This is a genomic window from Xenorhabdus sp. TH1 (assembly GCF_037260955.1).
Classification (GTDB): Bacteria; Pseudomonadota; Gammaproteobacteria; order Enterobacterales; family Enterobacteriaceae; genus Xenorhabdus; species Xenorhabdus griffiniae.
The window spans coordinates 2010020-2033342 of record NZ_CP147734.1 but is presented as its reverse complement, the minus strand read 5'-3'; the positions used below and the strand labels follow the sequence as shown (position 1 = coordinate 2033342).

20 protein-coding genes are annotated in these 23323 nt (G+C 42.1%); 12 read left to right on the top strand and 8 right to left on the bottom strand.

Annotation, left to right across the window (positions count from 1 at the left end; genetic code table 11):
* Positions 1-58: 58 nt before the first annotated feature.
* The 3 genes from WDV74_RS09025 to rluB all read left to right on the top strand — a co-directional run bounded on the left by WDV74_RS09025 (position 59) and on the right by rluB (position 2574).
* Positions 59-952 carry a PHP domain-containing protein gene (locus WDV74_RS09025; protein ID WP_338882374.1) on the top strand — a complete coding sequence of 298 codons (894 nt, stop codon included), beginning with the start codon at positions 59-61 and terminating at the stop codon, positions 950-952.
* Entirely contained in the window at positions 949-1569 is a 621-nt protein-coding gene (locus WDV74_RS09020) for an L-threonylcarbamoyladenylate synthase (RefSeq protein WP_189759542.1), read from the top strand. Before WDV74_RS09025 ends, WDV74_RS09020 begins: the two co-directional genes overlap by 4 nt.
* Before the next feature lie 81 nt (positions 1570-1650).
* The gene (gene rluB / locus WDV74_RS09015) at positions 1651-2574 is read left to right on the top strand and encodes a 23S rRNA pseudouridine(2605) synthase RluB (RefSeq protein ID WP_338882372.1); all 924 of its coding nucleotides are present in this window, start codon (positions 1651-1653) and stop codon (positions 2572-2574) included.
* A gap of 66 nt (positions 2575-2640) precedes the next feature.
* On the opposite strand, the gene cobO is transcribed toward rluB, so the two are convergent.
* Together cobO and WDV74_RS09005 are read right to left on the bottom strand one after the other, a co-directional pair.
* Entirely contained in the window at positions 2641-3237 is a 597-nt protein-coding gene (gene cobO, locus WDV74_RS09010; protein ID WP_338882371.1) for a cob(I)yrinic acid a,c-diamide adenosyltransferase, read from the bottom strand.
* Positions 3237-4001 carry a YciK family oxidoreductase gene (locus WDV74_RS09005; protein ID WP_338882370.1) on the bottom strand — a complete coding sequence of 255 codons (765 nt, stop codon included), beginning with the start codon at positions 3999-4001 and terminating at the stop codon, positions 3237-3239. Before WDV74_RS09005 ends, cobO begins: the two co-directional genes overlap by 1 nt.
* A 343-nt stretch (positions 4002-4344) precedes the next feature.
* Between WDV74_RS09005 and sohB the strand changes: the two genes are divergently transcribed.
* From sohB to cysB, 3 genes are all read left to right on the top strand, one after another.
* Complete coding sequence (gene sohB / locus WDV74_RS09000) at positions 4345-5391, top strand: protease SohB (protein WP_338882369.1); 1047 nt, start codon at positions 4345-4347, stop codon at positions 5389-5391.
* Between the two features lie 532 nt (positions 5392-5923).
* Positions 5924-8521, top strand: a complete 2598-nt coding sequence (topA, locus tag WDV74_RS08995; RefSeq protein WP_338882368.1) for a type I DNA topoisomerase — start codon at positions 5924-5926, stop codon at positions 8519-8521.
* A gap of 360 nt (positions 8522-8881) precedes the next feature.
* The gene (gene cysB / locus WDV74_RS08990) at positions 8882-9856 is read left to right on the top strand and encodes an HTH-type transcriptional regulator CysB (RefSeq protein ID WP_338882367.1); all 975 of its coding nucleotides are present in this window, start codon (positions 8882-8884) and stop codon (positions 9854-9856) included.
* 80 nt (positions 9857-9936) lie between these two features.
* On the opposite strand, the gene WDV74_RS08985 is transcribed toward cysB, so the two are convergent.
* Complete coding sequence (locus tag WDV74_RS08985; RefSeq protein WP_338882365.1) at positions 9937-10776, bottom strand: hypothetical protein; 840 nt, start codon at positions 10774-10776, stop codon at positions 9937-9939.
* Positions 10777-11053: 277 nt separating this feature from the next.
* Here WDV74_RS08985 and acnA point away from each other — a divergent pair, with 277 nt between their 5' ends.
* Together acnA and WDV74_RS08975 are read left to right on the top strand one after the other, a co-directional pair.
* The gene (acnA, locus tag WDV74_RS08980; RefSeq protein ID WP_338882363.1) at positions 11054-13729 is read left to right on the top strand and encodes an aconitate hydratase AcnA; all 2676 of its coding nucleotides are present in this window, start codon (positions 11054-11056) and stop codon (positions 13727-13729) included.
* A gap of 273 nt (positions 13730-14002) precedes the next feature.
* Positions 14003-14755 (top strand): M48 family metalloprotease, encoded by a 753-nt coding sequence (locus tag WDV74_RS08975; protein ID WP_338882362.1) that lies wholly within the window; start codon positions 14003-14005, stop codon positions 14753-14755.
* Positions 14756-14903: 148 nt separating this feature from the next.
* On the opposite strand, the gene ribA is transcribed toward WDV74_RS08975, so the two are convergent.
* Positions 14904-15512, bottom strand: a complete 609-nt coding sequence (gene ribA, locus WDV74_RS08970; protein WP_338885568.1) for a GTP cyclohydrolase II — start codon at positions 15510-15512, stop codon at positions 14904-14906.
* 362 nt (positions 15513-15874) lie between these two features.
* Here ribA and WDV74_RS08965 point away from each other — a divergent pair, with 362 nt between their 5' ends.
* The 4 genes from WDV74_RS08965 to yciH all read left to right on the top strand — a co-directional run bounded on the left by WDV74_RS08965 (position 15875) and on the right by yciH (position 18497).
* Positions 15875-16189 carry a LapA family protein gene (locus WDV74_RS08965; RefSeq protein WP_338882360.1) on the top strand — a complete coding sequence of 105 codons (315 nt, stop codon included), beginning with the start codon at positions 15875-15877 and terminating at the stop codon, positions 16187-16189.
* A 6-nt stretch (positions 16190-16195) separates the two neighbouring features.
* Positions 16196-17365 carry a lipopolysaccharide assembly protein LapB gene (lapB, locus tag WDV74_RS08960; RefSeq protein ID WP_338882359.1) on the top strand — a complete coding sequence of 390 codons (1170 nt, stop codon included), beginning with the start codon at positions 16196-16198 and terminating at the stop codon, positions 17363-17365.
* A 72-nt stretch (positions 17366-17437) separates the two neighbouring features.
* On the top strand, positions 17438-18178 hold the full coding sequence (gene pyrF, locus WDV74_RS08955) for an orotidine-5'-phosphate decarboxylase (protein WP_338882358.1): 741 nt from the start codon (positions 17438-17440) through the stop codon (positions 18176-18178).
* Complete coding sequence (yciH, locus tag WDV74_RS08950; RefSeq protein WP_338882357.1) at positions 18171-18497, top strand: stress response translation initiation inhibitor YciH; 327 nt, start codon at positions 18171-18173, stop codon at positions 18495-18497. The genes pyrF and yciH overlap by 8 nt, the downstream gene beginning before the upstream one ends.
* Before the next feature lie 112 nt (positions 18498-18609).
* On the opposite strand, the gene bla is transcribed toward yciH, so the two are convergent.
* The 4 genes from bla to WDV74_RS08930 form a co-directional block, all read right to left on the bottom strand.
* On the bottom strand, positions 18610-19575 hold the full coding sequence (gene bla, locus WDV74_RS08945; protein ID WP_338882356.1) for a class A beta-lactamase: 966 nt from the start codon (positions 19573-19575) through the stop codon (positions 18610-18612).
* Positions 19576-19660: 85 nt separating this feature from the next.
* On the bottom strand, positions 19661-21598 hold the full coding sequence (locus WDV74_RS08940; protein ID WP_338882355.1) for an exoribonuclease II: 1938 nt from the start codon (positions 21596-21598) through the stop codon (positions 19661-19663).
* A gap of 372 nt (positions 21599-21970) precedes the next feature.
* The gene (gene nth, locus WDV74_RS08935) at positions 21971-22603 is read right to left on the bottom strand and encodes an endonuclease III (RefSeq protein ID WP_338885567.1); all 633 of its coding nucleotides are present in this window, start codon (positions 22601-22603) and stop codon (positions 21971-21973) included.
* Between the two features lie 13 nt (positions 22604-22616).
* Positions 22617-23321, bottom strand: a complete 705-nt coding sequence (locus WDV74_RS08930) for an electron transport complex subunit E (protein WP_338882354.1) — start codon at positions 23319-23321, stop codon at positions 22617-22619.
* Positions 23322-23323: the final 2 nt, after the last annotated feature.

Below are 23323 nucleotides of genomic sequence, written 5' to 3'. Positions count from 1 at the left end.
CGCTTCATATCACTTAATCGATAGTGTCTTCTTCCCATCCAAACAGGTTAAAAAAACAATGATTGAAGCCGCCAGTGAAATGACAAGACGCTATGATCTGCATAGCCATACGACTGCTTCAGATGGCGTTTTATTACCTGAGCAGCTCGTGGACAGAGCCATTGCTATGGGTATTAATGTACTGGCAATCACCGATCATGATACGACGGAGGGTATTCCGTCGGCTTTAAACCATATTCAACAAAATAATTTGCCATTAACTTTGATATCCGGCGTTGAAATCTCGACATTGTGGCAAAATCTGGAAATTCATATCGTTGGTTTAAATATTGATATTCATGCTATTTCCTTAAGGAGATTTTTAGCGCATCAGGTTGATTTAAGGCAACAGCGTGGTGTTGAAATAGGAAAACGATTAGCCAAAGCAGGCATTGCCGATGCCTGGGAAGGCGCATCCAGATTAGCCAATGGTGGACAAGTTACTCGTGGCCATTTTGCCCGTTATTTGGTAGAAGCGGGAGTTGTACCGACTATCCCGAAAGTGTTCAAAAAATATCTGGCAAGAGGAAAAATCGGTTATGTCCCACCGCAATGGTGTACAATCGAACAGGCTATTGAAGCCATTCACCAGGCTGGAGGACAGGCTGTGATTGCCCATCCCGGCAGGTATAATTTGTCGATGAAATGGCTAAAACGATTAATAGTTTGGTTTAAACAACATGGTGGTGATGCAATGGAAGTTGCACAGTGCCAGCAAGCCCCTAATGAAAGACAACAACTTGGTCAACTGGCAAGAGAATATGGGTTGAAAGTATCATTAGGATCGGATTTTCACCAACCCTGTTCATGGATAGAACTTGGGCGCAATTTGTGGTTACCCGGTGATGTTGTACCGATATGGCACGACTGGTCACGGCTTGGACTGCATAGAAGTATAGAGGTTATTGTATGAGCCAGTTTTTTTATATCCACCCTGACAATCCACAAGTCCGTCTTATTGACCAAAGTGTGGATGCACTGAAAAAGGGCGGAGTTGTCATCTATCCTACTGATTCAGGTTATGCCATTGGTTGTTGCCTGGAAAATAAGGATGCTATGACCCGTATATGCCGTATTCGCCAATTGGAAGGACGCCACAATTTTACCTTGATGTGTCGTGACTTATCTGAAATTGCCACTTATGCCCATGTAGATAATCAGGCGTTCAGGTTGATTAAAAATAACACGCCTGGTAATTACACGTTTATTTTACAGGCAACAAAAGAAGTCCCGCGTCGCTTGATGAACGAAAAACGTAAGACGATTGGTTTACGTGTTCCTTCTAATCCTATTGCGTTGGCATTGCTGGAAGGGATGTGTGAACCATTGATGTCATGTAGCTTGATTTTGCCCGGAAATGATTTTGCCGAATCGGATCCTGAAGAGATTAAGGATACTTTGGGTAAACAAGTTGATTTAATCATTCACGGTGGTTATCTTGGGCAGCAACCGACGACGGTAGTAGATTTGACGGGGGATTCACCCGTAATTCTTCGTGAAGGCGAAGGTGATGTAACACCTTTTTTATAAAGTGTACGATTTTCTTAACGTATACGATTCAATTTTATTTAGTATCACGACGCCTGTGAAGGCGACAATAGAGGTTGCTCAATGAGCGATAAAACAGAAAAGTTACAAAAAGTTCTCGCGCGTTCTGGTCATGGTTCCCGTCGCGAAATCGAAGGGTATATCCAACAAGGGCGTATTAGCGTTGATGGTAAGATCGCAACGTTGGGTGATCGAATCGAAGTTAATCCCGCAATAAAAATTCGTCTGGATGGACGGATCTTAAATATCAAAGAGCCACAGAAAACAGTTTGCCGGGTTTTGGCTTATTATAAACCGGAAGGTGAATTGTGTACCCGCCATGATCCTGAAGGCCGTCCAACTGTATTTGATCGTTTGCCAAAAATGCAAGGCGCACGCTGGATTGCGGTAGGGCGTTTGGATATCAATACCAGCGGGTTGTTGTTGTTTACTACCGATGGGGAATTGGCTAACCGTTTAATGCACCCAAGCCGCGAAGTTGAGCGTGAATATGCAGTCCGTGTGTTTGGCGAAGTCGATAACGCAAAACTCCGTCAATTGACACAAGGTGTACAACTGGAAGATGGCCCGGCTTCATTTAAGACCATTGCGTTTAAAGGTGGAGAAGGGATCAACCAATGGTACAACGTGACTCTGACAGAAGGCCGTAATCGCGAAGTCAGACGCTTATGGGAAGCCGTTGGTGTGCAAGTCAGCCGCCTGATCCGTGTGCGTTATGGCGATATTAATCTGCCGAAAGGGTTGCCGCGAGGTGGCTGGACTGAGTTGGGGTTAGAACAGACTAACTATTTACGTCAGTTGGTTGACTTGGATGAAGAGAGTGTGACCAAAGTTGCTGTTGGGCGTGATCAACGCCGCGTTAAGGCTAATCAGATCCGCCGTGCGGTAAGACGACATACTCAGGTTGCATCCCGTCCGGCAGGAAAACGTCCTGCAAGCAGTTCTCGTCAGAATGCAGGGAAGAAGACGGCACCTAAAGGTCGTTAATACGCTTAAACCGCTGTTTCAGCTCATATCAACATTTATCTGGACGATTTGAAACAGCGGATCCATTTACCAATCAATACCTTTCTGTGCCTTGATGCCGGCATTAAAAGCATGTTTTGCCGGACGCATTTCTGTAATCGTATCGGCATATTCCAATAATTCTCGATGGCATCCTCTGCCAGTGATAATCACACTTTGATGAGCAGGGCGCTGTTTGAGAGCGGCCAAAACATCGGTCAGTTCTAAATAACCATATCTGACCATATAGGTTAATTCATCCAGCACGATAAGGTGTAGTGAAGGATCAGATAGCATTGCTACAGCCTGTTGCCAGGCTGTTTGGCAGGCTGCTGTGTCTGATTCGCGATTTTGTGTCTCCCATGTGAAACCTGTTGCCATCACATGAAATTCAACACCTTGTTGTATCAACAAGTTTCTTTCACCGCTTTCCCATGTCCCTTTAATAAATTGGATAACACCAGCACGTTGTCCATGCCCGATTGCACGAATCACTGTGCCAAATGCAGCGGTCGTTTTTCCTTTACCGTTTCCAGTGAACACAATGACAATTCCCCGTTCTTGTTGTGCTGCTTCAATACGGGCATCGATTTTTTCTTTCAGGCGTTGTTGTCTTTTCTGGTACTGGCTGTTATCTCTGGTCATTATTCGGCAGGCCCCGCTTTGCGTCCGGGTTGAGCATCAAAACTGATGCCGGAATCATTTCGGCTGTCATCTCCCATCACATAAAGATAGACGGGCATAATATCCGCGGGTGTTTTTAACTTAGCGGAATTTTCATCAGGAAAAGCACTAGCTCGCATATTGGTACGTGTCCCGCCGGGATTGATGCAGTTGATACGCAGGGAAGTATCCCGATATTCTTCTGCCAAAACTTGCATTAGACCTTCTGTAGCAAATTTGGAAACAGCATATGCTCCCCAACCACTTCTACCTTGACGGCCGACACTGGAGCTGGTGAACACCAAAGAAGCGCTGGTGGATTTTAATAATAGAGGGATCAATGCCTGAGTCAGCATAAAAGTGGCATTGACATTCACTTGCATCACTTCATGCCAAAGCTGAACAGGTTGTTCTACGATAGGGGAAACGGCGCCAAGAAGACCGGCATTGTGCAAGACGCCATCCAAACGTGAATAGCGCTGTGTTAGATCATTGGCGAAAGTTTGGCATTCCTCGGCGGTCACTGTCAGCAGATCCATCGTATAAATGTCAGCAGGTAAACCGCCCTCGTTTGTAATTTGCTGCCTGACTGCTTCCAGTTTCGCAGTAGTACGTCCCAGTAAAATAACTTGTGCACCGTGGCGGGCATAGGTCAGTGCAGCTTCTCGTCCAATGCCATCGCCAGCACCAGTGACGAGAATAATTTTTTGTTGCAGCAGGTGATTATTTGGTTGGTAATCAAACATCGAACAATCTTCCTATAATTGTTTGTGAAGCTATGATTTGCCATTTCAGAATGGCATATACGCATTAAACTTCAAATTGCCATTTACAACACGCTATGAAACCTGATTTCTCTCCGCTTTGCGGGGAGAAATCACATGCATCTTGAAGTTAGATTGGCATATACAAGTCATCATCAGAACAAAACTTAAGGTTCCCGTCAAATTTGCCTGTATGGGTGAAAAATGGGTAAAAAGTGTAACTTCAATTGAGATAGGGTTAAGTAAACTGTTAGGGAAAGGCATTCGATTTTTGGTTAGAATGAAACAAATATATTGTTTGTTATAAATTAATAAAGGTGGATCTGTGGAATATTTGTCTCTATACGGATTGTTCTTAGCCAAAGTGCTCACAGTGGTCTTGGCAATCGCTGTTTTGGCGTTCGTTTGTATCGGATTAGGTGTACGTAAAACAATGCACAAAGGGGAATTAAAGCTGACCAATCTTGGTGAGTCATATAAGGAAAGACAGCGTCAGATGCAACAGGCGCGAATGAGTGAAGCAGAACAAAAAATTTGGCAAAAAGAATTAAAAAAACAGCAGAAAAATGATGCTAAGCAGAAAAAAGCGGCAGCCAAAACAGGTCATCAAGGCATACAGAAGCCAAATCTTTATGTTTTGGACTTTAAAGGCAGTATGGATGCCCGTGAGGTGGAGTCACTCCGTGAAGAGATCAGTGCGATATTGGCTGTGGCTGACAAAAAAGATGAAGTTTTGCTGCGACTGGAAAGTCCTGGTGGCGTGGTTCATGGGTATGGATTGGCAGCATCTCAATTGGTTCGTTTGCGACAGAAAGGGATACGCCTGACAATTGCCGTGGATAAAGTAGCAGCAAGCGGTGGATACATGATGGCTTGTGTAGCTGATCGCATTATTGCTGCACCGTTTGCCATTATTGGTTCCATTGGCGTTGTAGCGCAATTACCCAATATTCATAGGCTTTTGAAAAAAAATGATATTGATGTTGAATTGCATACTGCTGGTGAATATAAACGTACCTTGACTGTTCTGGGAGAAAATACTGAACAGGGGCGCAAGAAATTTCAGGAAGATTTGAATGAAACGCATAAGTTATTCAAATCATTTATCCACCAATATCGTCCATCTTTAGATGTAGAAAACGTAGCTACTGGTGAGTATTGGTACGGTACACAGGCAAAAGAAAATGGATTGATTGATGATGTGGGTGTCAGTGATGATTTTCTGATTGAAAAAATTGAACATTGTGAAGTCATCGGTGTCAATTATTATCGCCGTAAACGTGCCATAGACCGTTTTATGGGTAGCGCGATGGAGAACGTTGACAAATTGTTTATGCGTTGGTGGCAAAGGGGAGAAAAACCTTTGTTGTAACGGCAAAATCGTTACCCAAAACTATTACAGATTATGCGGGTAAATAAAGGCGATTTATAATCCTTTATTGCCCGCATATTTATTCATCAACCAGGGGGAATGCTCCACTTCTTTGTTCTGCCTCTCTGTGTACATGCCTTGTATCAAATCTTCGTATGTCTTAATGATTTCATTTGCTTTTTTTAACCACTATTCTCGCTTAATGGGTATGGTTTTAGTTTTCATTTATTGTGCTTTAGCAAGAAATAAGTTGTTGCGCATCGTTTTTTATCAGGTAGAGTGTGGGCTTTTCGTCATGCAGATGGAAGATTTTGTTTACAACTGTTAAAACATACAATTGCATGGTTTGTGTAGGTATATAAAATACCCTAGATATTTCAAAGGGTTTTGCGCTTAAGCAAAAGTACAAGATAAAAATTAGTTGATATCTTGCAAATCTATCGCAATATAAAAAGAGGTTTTATTTTATATATCGCAACATAACGCCGTGATTTTCGCCATCTGAAAAGAAGATAATTAGGTAAAGGTAACTATGGCTAAAGCTCTTGTTATAGTGGAGTCCCCGGCAAAAGCCAAAACAATCAATAAATATCTGGGGAATGACTACGTTGTAAAATCCAGTGTAGGTCATATCCGTGATTTGCCGACGAGTGGAACAGTGAGTCAAAAGAGTTCAAGCTCATCTACCGATAAGAATAAAAAGAAAGCAAAAAAAGATGAGAAAACGGCGCTAGTAATTCGTATGGGCGTCGATCCTTATCATGGTTGGGAAGCGAACTATCAAATTTTGCCAGGCAAAGAAAAAGTTGTTTCAGAGCTGAAAACGCTGGCTGAAAAAGCCGATCATATCTATCTTGCAACGGATCTTGACCGCGAGGGAGAGGCTATTGCATGGCACCTGCGGGAAGTGATTGGTGGAGACGAATCCCGTTTCAGTCGGGTTGTATTCAATGAAATTACCAAAAATGCAATCACACAGGCTTTTGATAATCCCGGTGAATTGAATCTTGATCGTGTGAATGCCCAGCAAGCGCGTCGTTTTATGGATCGCGTTGTAGGCTATATGGTCTCACCGCTATTGTGGAAAAAAGTGGCCAGAGGGTTATCCGCTGGGCGGGTACAATCTGTCGCAGTTCGTCTTGTGGTTGAGCGGGAACGCGAAATCAAGGCATTTGTGCCGGAAGAATATTGGCAACTGCACGCGGATTTAATGGCTAAGGGCGATATCCCTCTCCATATGGAAGTTACCCATGAGAAGGGAAAACCATTTAAGCCTGTAAATGCGCAACAAACGCAGTCAGCAGTATCTCTGCTTGAAAAGGCGAGATACAAAGTGGTTGAGCGTGAAGATCGTCCAACATCGAGTAAGCCAGGTGCCCCATTCATTACCTCAACATTGCAACAGGCGGCAAGTACACGGCTTGGGTTTGGGGTTAAGAAAACCATGATGATGGCGCAACGCTTATATGAAGCTGGGCATATCACTTATATGCGTACCGATTCGACTAACTTGAGTCAGGACGCATTGGAAATGGTTCGGGGTTATATCAGTAACCATTTTGGTGATAGATACTTGCCGAAAAGTGTTAATGTCTACAGTAGCAAGGAAAACTCTCAGGAAGCCCATGAGGCGATTCGACCTTCTGATGTTAATGTCATGGCAGAAGAATTGAAAGATATGGAAACTGATGCACAAAAATTGTATCAGCTTATCTGGCGTCAATTCATTGCTTGTCAGATGACCCCTGCGAAATATGATTCCACGACACTGACCGTCCAAGCTGGCGATTTTGAGTTACGTGCCAAAGGCCGTACTTTGCGTTTTGATGGTTGGACAAAAGTCATGCCGGCTTTGCGCAAAGGAGATGAAGATCATACGTTGCCAATCATGGAAGTAGGCACAGAGCTTGATTTGCAACAGTTGATACCAAGCCAGCACTTTACAAAACCACCTGCACGTTTCAGTGAGGCGTCTTTGGTCAAGGAGTTGGAAAAACGCGGAATTGGTCGTCCATCGACTTATGCGTCAATTATCTCAACCATTCAAGAGCGTGGTTATGTTCGCGTTGAGAATCGGCGGTTCTATGCAGAAAAAATGGGTGAAATCGTTAATGATCGTTTGGAAGAAAATTTCAACGAATTGATGAACTATGATTTTACGGCAAGAATGGAAGACCAGCTCGATCATGTAGCTAACAATGAAGCGAATTGGAAAGGCATTCTGGACGAATTTTTCTCCAATTTCAGTGAGAAGCTCGATATTGCTAGTAAAGAGCCAGATGAAGGTGGAATGCGTCCAAACCCAATGGTGATTACCTCGATTGAGTGCCCGACCTGTAGTCGCCCAATGGGAATTCGTACTGCAACAACAGGGGTATTTCTTGGCTGTTCTGGTTATGCGTTATCACCTAAAGAGCGATGCAAGCAGACGATTAACCTTATCCCAGAAAATGAAATCCTAAATATTTTGGAAGGGGATGATGCTGAAACCAATGCATTGCGCGCTCGCTGTCGCTGCAAAAAGTGTGGTACAGCGATGGACAGTTATTTAATTGATAACCAGCGTAAATTGCATGTATGTGGTAATAACCCAGAATGTGATGGTTATGAAGTTGAAGAGGGTGAATTCCGTATTAAGGGTTATGATGGCCCAATAGTTGAATGTGATAAGTGTGGTTCAGAAATGCACCTGAAAATGGGGCGTTTTGGTAAATACATGGGTTGTACAAACGAAAAGTGTAAAAATACCCGTAAGATTTTACGTAATGGGGAAGTGGCACCACCAAAAGAAGATCCGGTTCCATTACCTGAATTGGCGTGTGAAAAATCGGATGCCTATTTTGTTCTGCGTGATGGCGCCGCAGGGGTATTTTTAGCGGCTAACACTTTCCCTAAATCTCGCGAAACACGAGCGCCATTGGTTGAGGAGCTTGTTCGGTTTAAAGATCGCTTACCGGAGAAATTGCGTTATTTAGCGCAAGCGCCTGTTGTTGATCCTGAAGGAAATAAAACAGTTGTTCGTTTTAGTCGTAAAACTAAACAGCAATACGTTTCGTCAGAGAAAAACGGTAAAACTACCGGATGGAGCGCATTTTTTGTTGAAGGGGCTTGGGTTGTGAAAGAGAAGTAATCAATCTGAAGATGAATTTGTGCTTTATACCCTTATTTATTGGGTATAATTCATAGAAATATATTTAGAGATATATTTCTTTTTTTGTGAGAAATATAATTTTTCTTTCTAAAAAGCCAGTTCTATGGACTGGCTTTTTTTGTATTTCAACAAAATTAAAACACAATATATCTGCAACAGGTTCTTGATAATAGTTACTCAACTTAATTATTTGTTATATAAATATATAGCAAGTGTTATAGTGGTTATATACTGACAAATATATATTCTATATGGTTATATGTGGATAACCATTGGTAATATAGAAATTGGTTAAACTACAAAACGTTCATACATTTGATTATTAGGGACAGTGCTGACATGAAATTACAGCAATTGCGTTATATTGTAGAGGTGGTTAATCACAATCTAAATGTATCTTCTACAGCAGAAGGATTGTACACCTCTCAACCAGGGATCAGTAAACAAGTCAGGATGCTCGAAGATGAGTTGGGGATTCAGATATTTGCTCGCAGTGGTAAGCATTTGACGCACGTGACTCCGGCTGGTGAAGAAATTGTCCGTATTTCACGTGAAGTGCTGTCAAAAATTGATTCAATTCGTTCTGTTGCTAGTGAACACACCTATCCTGATCGTGGTTCTTTATATATAGCGACCACCCATACACAAGCAAGATATGCTTTACCTCCTGTTATTAAAGGCTTTATTGAACGTTATCCCAATGTATCACTGCATATGCATCAAGGTTCTCCAACGCAAATTGCGGAAGAGGTATGTAAAGGAAATAGTGATTTTGCGATAGCAACAGAAGCACTGCACCTTTATAGCGATCTGATTATGCTGCCTTGTTATCATTGGAACCGTTCTATTGTGGTGACGAAAAATCATCCTCTCGCTAGTAAACAGAATGTCACGATTGAAGAATTGGCTGAATATCCGATTGTAACCTATACGTTTGGTTTTACTGGGCGTTCTGAGTTAGATGTTGCTTTTGATCGGGTTGGTTTGAAACCTAAAATCGTATTTACAGCAACAGATGCTGATGTGATTAAGACTTATGTACGACTAGGACTGGGAGTTGGTGTGATTGCCAGTATGGCCATAGAACCTGTTCAGGACAGTGATTTAGTACGTATTGATATGCGCGATCAATTTGGTTACAGCACGACCAAGATAGGCTTTCGCCGCAGTAGTTTCTTGCGCAGTTATATGTACGATTTTATTTGGCGTTTCGCGCCACATTTGACGCGTAATGTGGTGGATAACGCCATAGCGTTGCGTTCTAATGAAGAAATTGAAGAAATGTTCAAAGATATCGAACTACCAATAGTATAAAAAGGTATTAATATCAGAGACATAGGTATAAAGAAGATTAAACCACCTCCAAACAGCAGGTAGGTGGTTGATCTTTTATTTTATATCCCCTTTGGGATCATTGTATTAAATTCACCACTGAAAAAATTGTCAGAGTCTTCTATTGAAGATTTTTGATTTTTGAGAATAAATTTATCGAAAGCGGTTTTAACTTCGTGATCCTCTAGCGCTTGATAATTAAATAAGGAAGTACAAGAAGAGTAAGTAAATTCAATATTAACATTCTCGTTAGAGGCGCAGTTTGATGTCACCTCCGAGTTGGTTCTGTCAAAATCTATTTTGTAGAGTTTTATTTTAGGGATATACACGACCTGATCTTCGATCCCAATTGCTTCAATAACACTGGCTAATGTGAGGGTGGAGTAATGATCTCCATTCCGTTTTAAACCCAGTCTTATGGCATCACCTTGTTTTTGTAAAAAGTCGGAAAAGCTTTTCAGGCTTGGAGAGTTTGCATTTAAAATAATATCCATAATGAGTTGGAGTAAATTTATTGCAATAGAAATTCCTTTCATTTCATGCTGATAAGTTTTATTTTCGACATTTATGATACTCATCAATGGCAGTTTTGCCATGATATCTTCCCAAAATTGAATGTCAGTTTTATATTCTTTACCATGGACATGGGTATATTTGGTAATATAGTCGGCGACTATTGAGGAAAGCGCGATCTGTATTTTTTTGATCTCGTTCATTTTCTGTAAGATACTGTCTTTATCGACAATATTTGCAGTAATAATAAATTGGACAAGGCCGTCTGTATCACTAAGCTGATAATCTGACAATGAAAATTTATCTCTAATACCGGCTGAAAAAAACTGATCTGCTTGTTGTATATTGTTTAGATGATATTGAAATTCTTTGTTTTTTTCTGTATCCATAATTTTCCCTCCAATCTCTAACTATCCTGAATATACCTTTGTTTTTCAAGTTTCAATTTAAAACTTATTAGCCAGAAATACGTAAAAATTTTAGAGCTAATTCAATAAAACTTTTATGGCGCGAATAAAACATATCTACTTTGGAAATGTCATCATTAAAATTTATCAATAAATGAGGGTTTATAGCTAATTAGCAAAATGTGTGGTCATGGAATAACAAATATTTGCTTATATGTTATGTTTAATGGTAGCTAACCATAATAAGAAAGGAGGAGTTATGTCGTTTAAATTGAAAAAAGACTGTGCTTCAACGCTCTCAATTGGAAGTAAAATCTATCATTATTATAGCCTACCTCTGTTATCTGAACAATTAGGCGATATATCCCGCTTGCCAAAGTCACTGAAAGTCTTGCTCGAAAATCTCTTGCGCAATGTTGATGGTGAATCAGTTGTGGAAGATGATTTGCAGGCGCTGGTGGAATGGCAAAAGACCGGTCATGCAGACCGCGAAATTGCTTATCGTCCTGCCCGTGTCCTTATGCAGGATTTTACAGGCGTGCCGGCTGTCGTCGATCTTGCTGCCATGCGGGAAGCTGTGTTAAGACTCGGTGGTAATGTAGAACAGGTTAATCCGTTATCTCCTGTTGACTTGGTTATCGATCACTCAGTGATGGTTGATAAATTTGGCACTGAACAGGCATTTTCAGAAAACGTCCAGATAGAGATGGCACGTAACTATGAACGTTATCTGTTCTTGCGTTGGGGGCAGAAAGCGTTTAACCGTTTCCGTGTTGTCCCTCCTGGAACGGGGATTTGTCATCAAGTTAATCTGGAATATCTGGGGAAAGCTGTCTGGTATGAAAATCAGGATGGCCAGGATTTTGCTTATCCTGATACGCTGGTTGGAACGGATTCTCACACGACCATGATTAATGGGTTGGGTGTCTTGGGATGGGGGGTAGGAGGAATTGAAGCAGAGGCGGCCATGCTGGGGCAGCCGGTTTCCATGCTGGTTCCAGATGTTGTTGGCTTTAAACTGATCGGAAAATTGCAAGAAGGGATCACAGCAACTGACCTTGTACTGACCGTGACACAGATGCTACGTAAGCACGGTGTTGTGGGTAAATTTGTTGAATTTTATGGCGATGGATTATCTGATTTGCCGCTGGCAGATCGGGCAACTATTGCCAATATGTCCCCTGAATATGGTGCAACTTGTGGTTTCTTCCCTGTTGATGACATTACATTAGACTATATGCGATTGACGGGGCGTCATGAAGAAGAAATTGCTTTGGTTGAAGCCTATTGCAAAACTCAGGGTCTATGGCGTAATACTGGGGATGAGCCTATTTTTACCAGCATCCTAGAGTTGGATATGTCGACGGTTGAAGCAAGTTTAGCTGGACCGAAGCGGCCTCAAGACAGGGTTGCATTGGGAAATGTACCACAGGCTTTTCAGTCTGCTATGGAGTTGGATACTCATAATACACAAGAGCACTCAGCCGCGATATCAGTGACTTTAGATAACCAAACTTTTTCATTGCAAGATGGTGCCGTGGTGATTGCTGCCATTACCTCTTGCACAAACACTTCTAACCCCAGCGTATTGATGACGGCGGGATTACTTGCCAAAAAAGCGATTGAGAAAGGCTTGCAGCGTCAACCATGGGTTAAAACGTCACTGGCACCTGGTTCGAAAGTTGTGACAAATTATCTGGAATTGGCAGGTTTCATGCCATATTTGGAAAAATTGGGTTTCAATTTAGTGGGTTATGGTTGTACTACCTGTATTGGTAACTCTGGGCCATTGCCTGATCCCATTGAATCTGCGATTAAGCAAGCTGATTTAACCGTTGGAGCTGTGCTTTCCGGTAACCGAAATTTTGAAGGACGTATTCATCCTTTAGTAAAAACCAACTGGTTGGCATCGCCGCCCTTGGTGGTGGCTTATGCGCTTTCTGGCAGTATGAAGAAAGATCTGACGCGAGAGCCTATCGGAAAAGATCAACAAGGAAATGATGTTTATTTGAAGGATATCTGGCCTGATAGTACAGAAGTTGCAGAAGCGATTGGAAAAGTCAGAACCGAAATGTTCCATAAAGAATATGATTCTGTGTTTGATGGTGATGAAAATTGGCAGTCCCTGAGTGTGGAAAGTTCAGCAACTTATGCTTGGCAGCCGGATTCTACCTATATACGCCATCCACCGTTTTTTAGTGATATGAAAGCTGAACCTAAACCCGTTACAGACATTCACAAGGCTCACATTTTGGCGATATTGGGGGATTCAGTTACGACGGATCACATTTCCCCTGCTGGAAATATCAAGGCTGACAGTCCTGCTGGACGTTATTTGCAAGAACATGGCGTTGCACCAAAAGATTTTAACTCGTATGGCTCAAGGCGTGGCAACCATGAAGTCATGATGCGAGGAACGTTTGCCAATATTCGGATCCGTAATGAAATGGTACCTGGTGTTGAAGGAGGGTATACCCGCCATATTCCTTCTCAATCCCAACTTGCTATTTATGATGCGGCTATGCGTTATCAGGAGGAGAAAATACCATTAGCCGTTATAGCAGGAAAAGAATATGGTTCAGGATCAAGCCGTGACTGGGCTGCAAAAGGAACGAGATTACTTGGGGTCAGGGTTGTGATTGCGGAATCTTTTGAACGAATTCACCGCTCTAATTTGATTGGTATGGGGATTTTACCATTAGAATTTCTTCAGGGCGTTAGCCGTAAGACCTTAAACCTGACAGGAGAGGAGCAAATTGATATTACAGGATTATCTAACATTCAGCCTGGGCAGACAATTGCAGTGAAAATCACCTATGCCGATGGACAAGAAATTGTGATTGATACTCGTTGTCGCATTGATACGGGAACAGAACTGGATTACTTCTATCATGATGGCATTTTACATTACGTGATTCGTAATATGCTGAAATAAGAAATTGAATTCTGGATAATAAATTGAACCAAGAGCCTGTTCCAAGATTAGAATTTTAGGCCAATAAGAAGCTGATCTGAAAAGGAACAGGCTATATAGACGACACGTCACCATTATTCTGTTGATAATTTGATTATTTTTTTAAAATGTTACCAAATTCACATAATTATAAATATCAGAGTTTATTTCTATTGTTATTTTTATAAAAACTCATAGTCTTTTAATGCTCTTAAAATACTATAGTTGCATGTATTGCAAAGGAAAAACAACATTATGAAAATTAAAACTCTTGTTGCAGTGGCTATTTCTGCTGTAGTTCTGGCAGGTTGTAAGAATATTGATCAGGGAATGCTGGCTCACTCTGGAATGCAATTACTCCAGGCGGCGACACTAAGTGATTCTAATGTCAAACAGTTATCTGACCAAGCATGTAATGAAATGGATGCACAGAATAAAATTGCACCGGCATCCAGTCAATACACTAAACGTTTGAACAAAATAGCCAAAGCATTGGGTAACGAAGTTAACGGTACACCGGTTAATTATAAAGTTTATCTGACTAATGATGTGAACGCATGGGCAATGGCTAATGGTTGTGTGCGCGTATACAGCGGCTTGATGGACATAATGAATGATAATGAAGTCGAAGGCGTACTGGGCCATGAAATGGGTCACGTTGCACTGGGTCATTCACGTAAAGCAATGCAAGTTGCTTATGCCGCAGTTGCTGCACGTACCGCAGCTGCGTCAGCGGGTGGTATAGCCGCACAGCTGAGCGATTCTCAGCTGGCTGCATTGGGTGAAAAACTGATCAACTCGCAGTTCTCACAACATCAGGAAAGTCAGGCTGATGACTTCTCTTATGATTTGCTGAAAAAACGCAATATCAAAACGGAAGGTTTAGTAACCAGCTTCGAGAAACTGGCTAAACTAGGCAGTGGTGAAACCAGCATGTTTGATTCACACCCGCCTTCACAGGAGCGTGCTCAACATGTTCGTGATCGTATCGCAGCAGACAAGAAATAATAAGTTACCCCCACAGGCGATTTAGTAGAAATAGGGACACTTCACGCGTGTTCGCCGAGTGGAATGAGGTAATGTTGTCAAAAAGGTTTAAAAATAAAAACTGCGCCCACACCGACGCAGTTTTTTATATAAATTAATCGGAAAACTTTTAGTTTGATTGGGATAATAAATGGCCCATTCGGCTGGCTTTAGTATCTAAATAACGGGCATTTTGGGGATTACGCCCTACAATCAGTGGAACACGTTCGGTGATATTAATGCCCGCTTCTATCATGATTTCAACTTTTTTAGGGTTGTTGGTAAGAAGGCGAATTGCATTAATATGCAACAACTTATACATATCTGAGCACAGGGTGAAATCTCTTTCATCGGCCGCAAAACCTAATTGATGATTAGCCTCAACAGTATCAATACCTTGATCCTGTAAAGCATAGGCTCGAATTTTATTCAGCAGACCAATATTGCGGCCTTCCTGGCGGTGGTAGAGCAAAACGCCACGGCCTTCTTGACTAATTTGCGAAAGCGCAGCTTCTAATTGAAAGCCACAGTCACATCTTAGGCTGAATAAAGCATCGCCAGTGAGGCATTCTGAGTGGATCCGCGATAATACAGGTTCATCACCAGAAATATCTCCAAAAACAAGAGCGACGTGATCACGGCCTGTTTTGGTTTCTTCAAATCCAATCATTAAAAACTCGCCCCATGGCGTAGGTAATTTTGCTTCAGCTACTCGTTTTAGCTGTATTTTTGTATTCATATGTTGATTTAACTCGTTATAAATATTGTGATATTTAAAACAATACCGGCTGAGAAAACAGCTAAAACTACGCAAAAAATTTTCTCTGGCTACGACGCATGCACGACGAAGCATTGTAACAGAAGGTATTAATATGTATGAATATAAGGTGTCAGATTCTTTAATGATAAACATATTAACATGCTAAACTAGAAGGCAGATTTTTGTAGATATATTTATCACAAAAAGAAGGAAATCAGTGTTTGTTGCAATAAATTGTTCCCTTTACGTAGACGTGTGTAGACGAGAAATGCTAATTTAGCACGCCACTATGTCTGTTATTTGGCATAATCAATCAGCAACAATAGATAACAGGAAGAAATGTGAAATATTTTCTGATCTTATTACTGGCACTGGTTGTTTTTGTTATCTCAGTGACACTGGGAGCAAATAACAATCAGATAGTGACGTTTAATTATTTGATTGCTAAAGGTGATTACTCTGTATCTACACTGCTGGCTGCATTATTTGCTGTTGGCTTTATCCTCGGTTGGGGAATTTGTGGGATTTTTTACTTACGCGCCGGTATCTCTTTGCGACATGCGAAACGCAAAATTAAGCGACTGGAAACTCAGGTGGGGCAACCATCCGGTTCATCCAAAAAAGTCGTATCTACCGTGGCATTAAACAAGGAATAATTCTCCATGTTAGAGCTGTTGTTTCTGTTGCTTCCCATTGCTGCCGCCTATGGCTGGTATATGGGGCGCAGAAGTGCTCAACAAAATAAGCAACAATCGGCTGACCGCCTTTCGCGTGAGTATGTTGATGGTGTTAATTTTTTGCTTTCAAATCAGCAAGATAAGGCGGTAGATTTATTTCTTGATATGCTGAAAGAGGATAGTCCTGCATTTGAGGCTCATCTAACATTGGGCAATCTCTTTCGTTCCCGTGGTGAAGTTGAAAAAGCCATCCGTATTCACCAATCCCTTATGGAAAGTGCTTCTCTGACGTTTGAACAGCGTTTGCTTGCGATCCAGCAACTTGGGCAAGATTATATGGCTGCTGGCGTCTATGATCGTGCTGAGAATATGTTTATTCAGCTAGTTGACGAAACAGACCTGCGTGAAAATGCCTTCAACTCCTTACTCATCATTTATCAATCAACGAGTGATTGGAATAAAGCTGTTGATATCGCTGAAAAACTCGTAAAACTGGGCAAGCATCATTTTCGGGAAGAGATTGCCCATTTTTATTGTGAGTTGGCATTGCAATGTATGGGTAGTGACGATTTTATTGATGCGCTCAGTTATTTGAACAAAGCGTATCAGGCAGATAAAAACTGTGCTCGTGCTTCTATTATGCTTGGCCGTATTTATATGGCCCAAGGGGAGTATCTTAACGCGACCAATGCGTTGAAGCGTATTCTCGACCAAGATAAACAACTCGTCAGTGAATCTTTGCCAATGTTGCAAGAATGTTACCAGAATCTATCTCAACCAGATGAATGGCAGTCTTTTTTACAACGCTGTGTAGAAGAAAATTGTGGTGCGATCGCAGAACTTCATATGGCTGATGTTCTTGAAAAGAAAGAAGGACGTGATGTTGCCCAAAATTTCATTAACTTTCAACTGGAACGCTATCCAACAATGAGGTTGTTTTATCGTCTGATGGATTATCATCTGACGGAAGCAGAAGAAGGGCGGGCGAAAGAAAGCCTGATTCTTTTGCGCAATATGGTAGGTGAGCAAATTCGTACAAAACCTGATTATCGATGCCATAAATGTGGTTTTACTTCCCGCTCATTATATTGGCATTGCCCATCATGTCGTTCTTGGGACTCAATTAAACCGATCCGAGGATTGGATGGTCAGTGACACGGTCGCTATTCATTAGTGATGAAAGTTTATAAGTAGTTCAAGTTTATTAGTAAATCAAAGGGCCTAAAAATGACCTCTCACACAGTTCAAACTTTAGATAAACAGATTGACTCACCTATTATTATCGCATTGGATTATGACAATCAGGATATGGCGCTGGCCTTTGTCGATAAGATTGATCCACAATCCTGTCGCCTGAAAGTGGGTAAGGAGATGTTTACATTATATGGCCCACAATTTGTTCAGGCGCTGCATCAGCGTGGTTTTGACGTATTTTTGGATCTTAAATTTCACGATATTCCCAATACAACGGCAAGGGCGGTTGCGGCTGCGGCTGAACTAGGTGTGTGGATGGTTAATGTTCACGCCAGTGGTGGTGAGAGAATGATGACAGCAGCTAAAGAAGTCTTGTTGTCTTATGGCAAGGATGCCCCTCTATTAATTGCTGTGACAGTACTGACCAGTATGGAACACGCTGATTTATTAGGTACAGGCATTGATGTGACTCCAGCGCAACATGCGGAGCGTTTGGCATTATTGACAAAGCAGTGTGGTTTGGATGGCGTAGTTTGTTCAGCCCATGAAGCACAGCAATTGAAAGCCGTATGTGGACAAGCATTCCAATTGGTTACTCCAGGTATTCGCCCTGAAGGTACAGAAGCAGGAGATCAGCGCCGGATCATGACACCTCCTCAAGCGGTTCAGGCTGGGGTGGATTATATGGTGATCGGGCGTCCAATTACCCGTGCAGAAAATCCGGCATTAGCACTACAGCAGATTAACCAATCTATTGGAGTTGTTCATGGATAATAACTCTCGCCTGGTTTATTCGACGGAGGGTGGCCGCATTCAGGAGGAGGAAAAAGTAAAGCCTTCTCGTCCGAAAGGGGATGGTGTTGTACGGATCCAGCGCCAAACTAGTGGCCGTAAAGGGAAAGGTGTTTGTGTGATTACAGGCATAGATGCTGATGACCAAACTTTGGCTAAGTTGGCCGCCGAATTGAAGAAAAAATGTGGTTGCGGGGGATCTGTCAAGGAGGGAGAAATTGAAATTCAAGGCGATAAACGCGACTTACTGAAACAATTGCTGGAAGCAAAAGGAATGAAGGTAAAACTGGCTGGAGGCTAAGCCCGGTTTGTCATCTGCAAGCTATGCAGCCAATAAACTGCATGGCTTGTTAATTGAATAATTAAATTAACACCTGTCACGGTCAATATGGAAAGAGCTGTGCAGTGAGTGTTTACTCCTTGCTTGTTTCATTTTCTTCGTCTTGAGTCATGATACGTGCAGCTGTAGCCAATACGTCAGGCCGGGCAGTGGCTTCTTTGTTATCTGGTTGAGTAAAATAAGTAACTAAAACTAATGGTGCACGGTTAGGTACTGGCCAAATAACCGCAATATCATTTGTTGTACCATAATCGCAGCGACCAGTTTTATCTCCTACAATCCAATCCTTGGGTACTCCGGCCTGAATGCTGGCACCACCTGTTTTATTGCCCTTTATCCACTCAGTTAATTGTTTACGTTGAGTTGTAGCTAAAGCATTGCCCAATACCAAATGATATAAACTTTTTGCCATAGCTTGAGGTGTGGAAGTATCGCGCTCATCACCTGGAATAGCGGTATTTAATTCGGGTTCATAGCGATCGAGACGAAAAACATTGTCACCGATAGTACGGGCAAAGTGTGTCACTTCATTTGGGCCATTCAATTGGTTAAGAAGCAAATTCATAGCCGTATTATCGCTATATTGTAGTGTTGCTGCACTTAACTCTCCCAAGGTCATACCTTCTTTAAGGTGTTTTTCTGTAATAGGGCTATATTCAACAAGATCTGATTGTTGATAATGAACTCGTTGAGTTAATAGGTGGGCATTTGTTTCGCTTTTCTTCAGAATAGCGGATACAGCTATTAACTTACTCGTGCTACATAGAGGAAAGCGCTCGTTTGCGTGGTAAGAGATGATGGAGTTATCAGATGTATCTATTAATACTACGCCAAGCCGGCCATTGGCATTTTTCTCTAATATGGAAAGCTGATGAATGATCTTATTTGTCTTGTGTGGGTTTCTTGCAGACGATGTTTCATTCGGGTAAGAAATTTGATTGTTATAATCGCTTGCATTGGCTGGAAAAGTGAAGAGTACACCAAGTAAGGAAACAAGGGTGGTTGTGAAACCTATCCGGCTCACTGAAGAAAATAGCATGTGGAAGTCCCCTTATGGGTTATTACAAAACTGCCGCCATTTATGGCGGCAGAGATGCTTTATATAAATGATTGGTAAGATTAGCTTATACAGGGCGTGCCACAATATTACGGGTTTCCATTCTGACATCTTCAATACGGACATTGATGATGTCATTTAAGCGGTGAACAGTTTCGCCTTTAATCAACACGGAACCTGTTTCTTGGCTGCATTGAAGTTCATCACGAACAGCATGCAAGAATGGTCCAGGGACGAAAGCGACGGCACCGTTATCTACCAGTCGAACTCGCAAGCCACCACGGGTGATATCGATAATTTCTGCTGGGAATGCTTTATCTGTGCCAGCATGAGGTTGCAAGAAACGAGCATAGAGCCAATCACCAACATCGCGTTCTGCCATGCGGTTAGCTCGGCGACGCTCGGTCAATTGCAAGCAAAGATCTTCAGTAGGTTTTTCTATCTCCACTTGTTGGATAATTGCTTTCAACAAACGGTGGTTGATAATGTCGCTGTATTTACGGATAGGAGATGTCCAGGTCGCGTAAGCATCAAATCCTAAACCAAAGTGTGGGCCTGGTTCTGTTTTGATTTCAGCAAATGTTTGGAAACGGCGGATGCGGCTGTCCAGGAATTGTGTCGGTTGGTTATCCATCTCACGGCGCAATTCACAAAACCCTTCCAGTTTTAGTAATGCTTCAGCGTTAGCTTCAATGCCATGTTCCTTGAGAACTTCAATAACCTGTTCAATCTGGGTAGGTTCAAAGCCAGTGTGGACGTTATAAACACCAAAGCCTAATTTATCACGCAGAATTTTAGCTGCACATAAGTTTGCTGTGATCATGGCTTCTTCGACAATACGGTTAGCTGTGCGACGCTGTTCAATAACGATATCAACAACATGGCCGTTTTCATCAAGGATAAATCGATAGTCCGGACGTTCCTTGAAAACCAGCGCATTTTGCAGACGCCAGTTATTGCGACGTTCACTCATCTCTTTTAGGAGGATGATTTGGCTAGTCACGGCGTCTGATTCGGGTTTCCAACCTTCCTGGCCTTCTAAGTAATCTGAGACTTCGTCATAAACCAGCTTAAATTTAGACTCAACCCAAGCAGAGAAGAATTGAATATCATCACCCAATTGACCATCTTCGAAAATTGAAACCTGACAAACCAGGGCAGGGCGGCGTACATTAGGGCGCAGAGAACACAGGTCATCGGATAGCTCACGAGGGAGCATTGGAATATTGAAACCTGGCAGGTAATTGGTGAAACTACGCTGGTAGGCAATTTTATCTAGTTCGCTACCTGCTTTGATATAAGCCGTAGGATCGGCAATTGCAATAGAAAGTTTCAGGCTGCCGTCATCATTTTTGGTGATGTGCAGGGCATCATCCATATCTTCGGTTGTTGCACTGTCAATGGTGACAAAATCAAGCGCGGTCAGATCGATGCGTTCGATAGAACTATCATCCAACGGGCAATCCGTCATTGCTGGCGCTTCACGTTCCAGTTCGTGGCGAGTTAATGTTACCCACCATGGTGCGTAATGATCATCACCTTGCGTAATATAGCCAGTGATTTCGGCATGAAAACCGCGATCACCTTTCAGTGGATGCCGGCGCATTTCAGCTACGGCCCAATCGCCGTTTTCAAAGGCATGGTCAACGTGGTTTGCTGGACGGCAAGGGATAGTGTCTTTTAACAATGGGTGATCAGGAATAATCCATAGTCGGTTGTCATTTTCTTTCTTCTGGACCTTTCCTACAAAACGGCTCAGGAAGGGTTCAATCAGAGACTCCGGTTCGGCAATTTCTTTCTCTTTGTCTGTGTGGATAGCGGCGGTAATCCGATCTCCGTGCATGACTTTTTTCATGTGGGGAGGTGGAATGAAATAACTTTTTTGGCCGTCGACTTCTAAAAATCCAAAACCTTTCTCAGTTCCTTTGACTAAACCTTCTACACGCAGGGTCTGGGCGTGAAGTTGCTGTTTTAGCTGCGCAAGCAGCGGATTATTTTGAAACATAATATCTGAGGAATATTGAGTTATTATCGATAATTTTGGACAACAGTTTTACGCGAATCGAGAGTATGGAGCAAGTAACATCTTATCAAAACAGGAAAAACTGTGGTGTAAGACTAAAAATCGGCCATTTTACCGAAATGGGGAATGCCATTTTTATTTCTCCACTGATACGACAGTATTATTAGTCCTAATCCGTATTAGGTAATGCTTTAAAAAGAAATATTTAGTTACAACATACTAATTTAAATCTCAACAATACAACTATAAAATTCAACTCACAAATTTCAATAGGGGAAAAAATAATATGATTTTCTCAGTCTGCCTCCTGTAAGAATTAAAGGAGACAGACTAATGAAGATTCAGGATTTTTAATTATTCGGTTTTATCCGTATATTCACAAAGATCCTCAATAATACAAGAACCACAGCGCGGCTTTCGGGCAATGCAAGTATAGCGACCATGTAGAATCAGCCAATGATGACAATCAACCTTGAATTCTGCTGGCACAACTTTCAATAAGTGCTTCTCGACTTCATCGACATTCTTCCCTGGGGCAAATTGAGTTCGATTGCTGACGCGAAAAATATGCGTATCAACTGCAATAGTTGGCCAACCAAAAGCAGTATTTAAAACAACGTTAGCCGTTTTTCGACCAACGCCTGGTAACGCTTCCAACGCTAGGCGATCTTCCGGTACTTCTCCCTGGTGTTTTTCCAACAATATTCGGCAAGTTTTAATCACGTTTTCAGCTTTAGTGTTATATAACCCAATAGTTTTTATATACTCTTTTAAACCATCAACGCCCAAATCAAGGATCGCCTGCGGTGTATTAGCAACGGGATATAGTTTTGCCGTTGCCTTATTCACGCTGACATCTGTAGCCTGTGCAGATAGCAATACAGAAATGAGTAACTCAAATGGAGAGTTGAATACCAGCTCAGTAGTTGGGTGTGGATTGTTATCCCGTAAACGGGTAAGTATCTCAATCCGTTTTTGTTGATTCATATCTGGTTGCTCTTTAGCCTCTTGTGATATGGCTTCCACAGCCTTTTTCTACGTTATACTGCCGTTCTTTATGTTCTGCCCGATTTTTGATGCGTTCATCGATGATATATTTTCCTGCCAGCATCAGACCTAATCCGATAAAAGCACCTGGTGGCAGGATGGCAAGCAAGAAAGGGGAGTCCAGATGGATGATTTCAATACGCAGTGATTTAGCCCAGTTACCCAGCAATAGATCGGCACCATCAAAAATAGTTCCGTTCCCCAAAATCTCTCGCATGGAACCCAATACAAATAAGGCGAAAGTTGCTCCCAGCCCCATTGCAAGACCATCAATTGTTGAATTGTAGATCGAATTTTTTGATGCGTAGGCTTCAGCACGGCCTATCACAATGCAGTTAGTGACAATCAGAGGAATAAAAATACCCAATGATTCGTAGAGTCCGAAAGCAAAAGCATTGATTAACATCTGGACGGCACTGACGACAGACGCGATGATCATCACATAAATTGGGATACGAATTTCATGGGGGACCCAGCGACGTAATGCTGACACGGCCATATTAGTACTCACTAAAACCAGTGTTGTCGCTAATCCTAATCCTAGCGCATTGGTTGCCGTAGAGGAAACAGCCAATAAAGGGCAAAGCCCTAAAAGCTGTACCAATGCGGAGTTATTTTTCCATAGCCCCTGAATAAATAGGTTTTTAGTTTCATTCATAA

Excerpts from the sequence above, each read along its gene's own strand:
- ribA (WP_338885568.1), bottom strand. The coding sequence starts at position 15,512 with ATGAATACAAAAATACAGCTAAAACGAGTAGCTGAAGCAAAATTACCT.
- WDV74_RS09020 (WP_189759542.1), top strand. The coding sequence starts at position 949 with ATGAGCCAGTTTTTTTATATCCACCCTGACAATCCACAAGTCCGTCTT.
- lapB (WP_338882359.1), top strand. The coding sequence starts at position 16,196 with ATGTTAGAGCTGTTGTTTCTGTTGCTTCCCATTGCTGCCGCCTATGGC.
- WDV74_RS08985 (WP_338882365.1), bottom strand. The coding sequence starts at position 10,776 with ATGGATACAGAAAAAAACAAAGAATTTCAATATCATCTAAACAATATA.
- cysB (WP_338882367.1), top strand. The coding sequence starts at position 8,882 with ATGAAATTACAGCAATTGCGTTATATTGTAGAGGTGGTTAATCACAAT.
- bla (WP_338882356.1), bottom strand. The coding sequence starts at position 19,575 with ATGCTATTTTCTTCAGTGAGCCGGATAGGTTTCACAACCACCCTTGTT.
- WDV74_RS09025 (WP_338882374.1), top strand. The coding sequence starts at position 59 with ATGATTGAAGCCGCCAGTGAAATGACAAGACGCTATGATCTGCATAGC.
- acnA (WP_338882363.1), top strand. The coding sequence starts at position 11,054 with ATGTCGTTTAAATTGAAAAAAGACTGTGCTTCAACGCTCTCAATTGGA.
- WDV74_RS08940 (WP_338882355.1), bottom strand. The coding sequence starts at position 21,598 with ATGTTTCAAAATAATCCGCTGCTTGCGCAGCTAAAACAGCAACTTCAC.
- pyrF (WP_338882358.1), top strand. The coding sequence starts at position 17,438 with ATGACCTCTCACACAGTTCAAACTTTAGATAAACAGATTGACTCACCT.
- WDV74_RS09005 (WP_338882370.1), bottom strand. The coding sequence starts at position 4,001 with ATGTTTGATTACCAACCAAATAATCACCTGCTGCAACAAAAAATTATT.
- nth (WP_338885567.1), bottom strand. The coding sequence starts at position 22,603 with ATGAATCAACAAAAACGGATTGAGATACTTACCCGTTTACGGGATAAC.
- WDV74_RS08930 (WP_338882354.1), bottom strand. The coding sequence starts at position 23,321 with ATGAATGAAACTAAAAACCTATTTATTCAGGGGCTATGGAAAAATAAC.
- yciH (WP_338882357.1), top strand. The coding sequence starts at position 18,171 with ATGGATAATAACTCTCGCCTGGTTTATTCGACGGAGGGTGGCCGCATT.
- topA (WP_338882368.1), top strand. The coding sequence starts at position 5,924 with ATGGCTAAAGCTCTTGTTATAGTGGAGTCCCCGGCAAAAGCCAAAACA.
- cobO (WP_338882371.1), bottom strand. The coding sequence starts at position 3,237 with ATGACCAGAGATAACAGCCAGTACCAGAAAAGACAACAACGCCTGAAA.
- WDV74_RS08975 (WP_338882362.1), top strand. The coding sequence starts at position 14,003 with ATGAAAATTAAAACTCTTGTTGCAGTGGCTATTTCTGCTGTAGTTCTG.
- rluB (WP_338882372.1), top strand. The coding sequence starts at position 1,651 with ATGAGCGATAAAACAGAAAAGTTACAAAAAGTTCTCGCGCGTTCTGGT.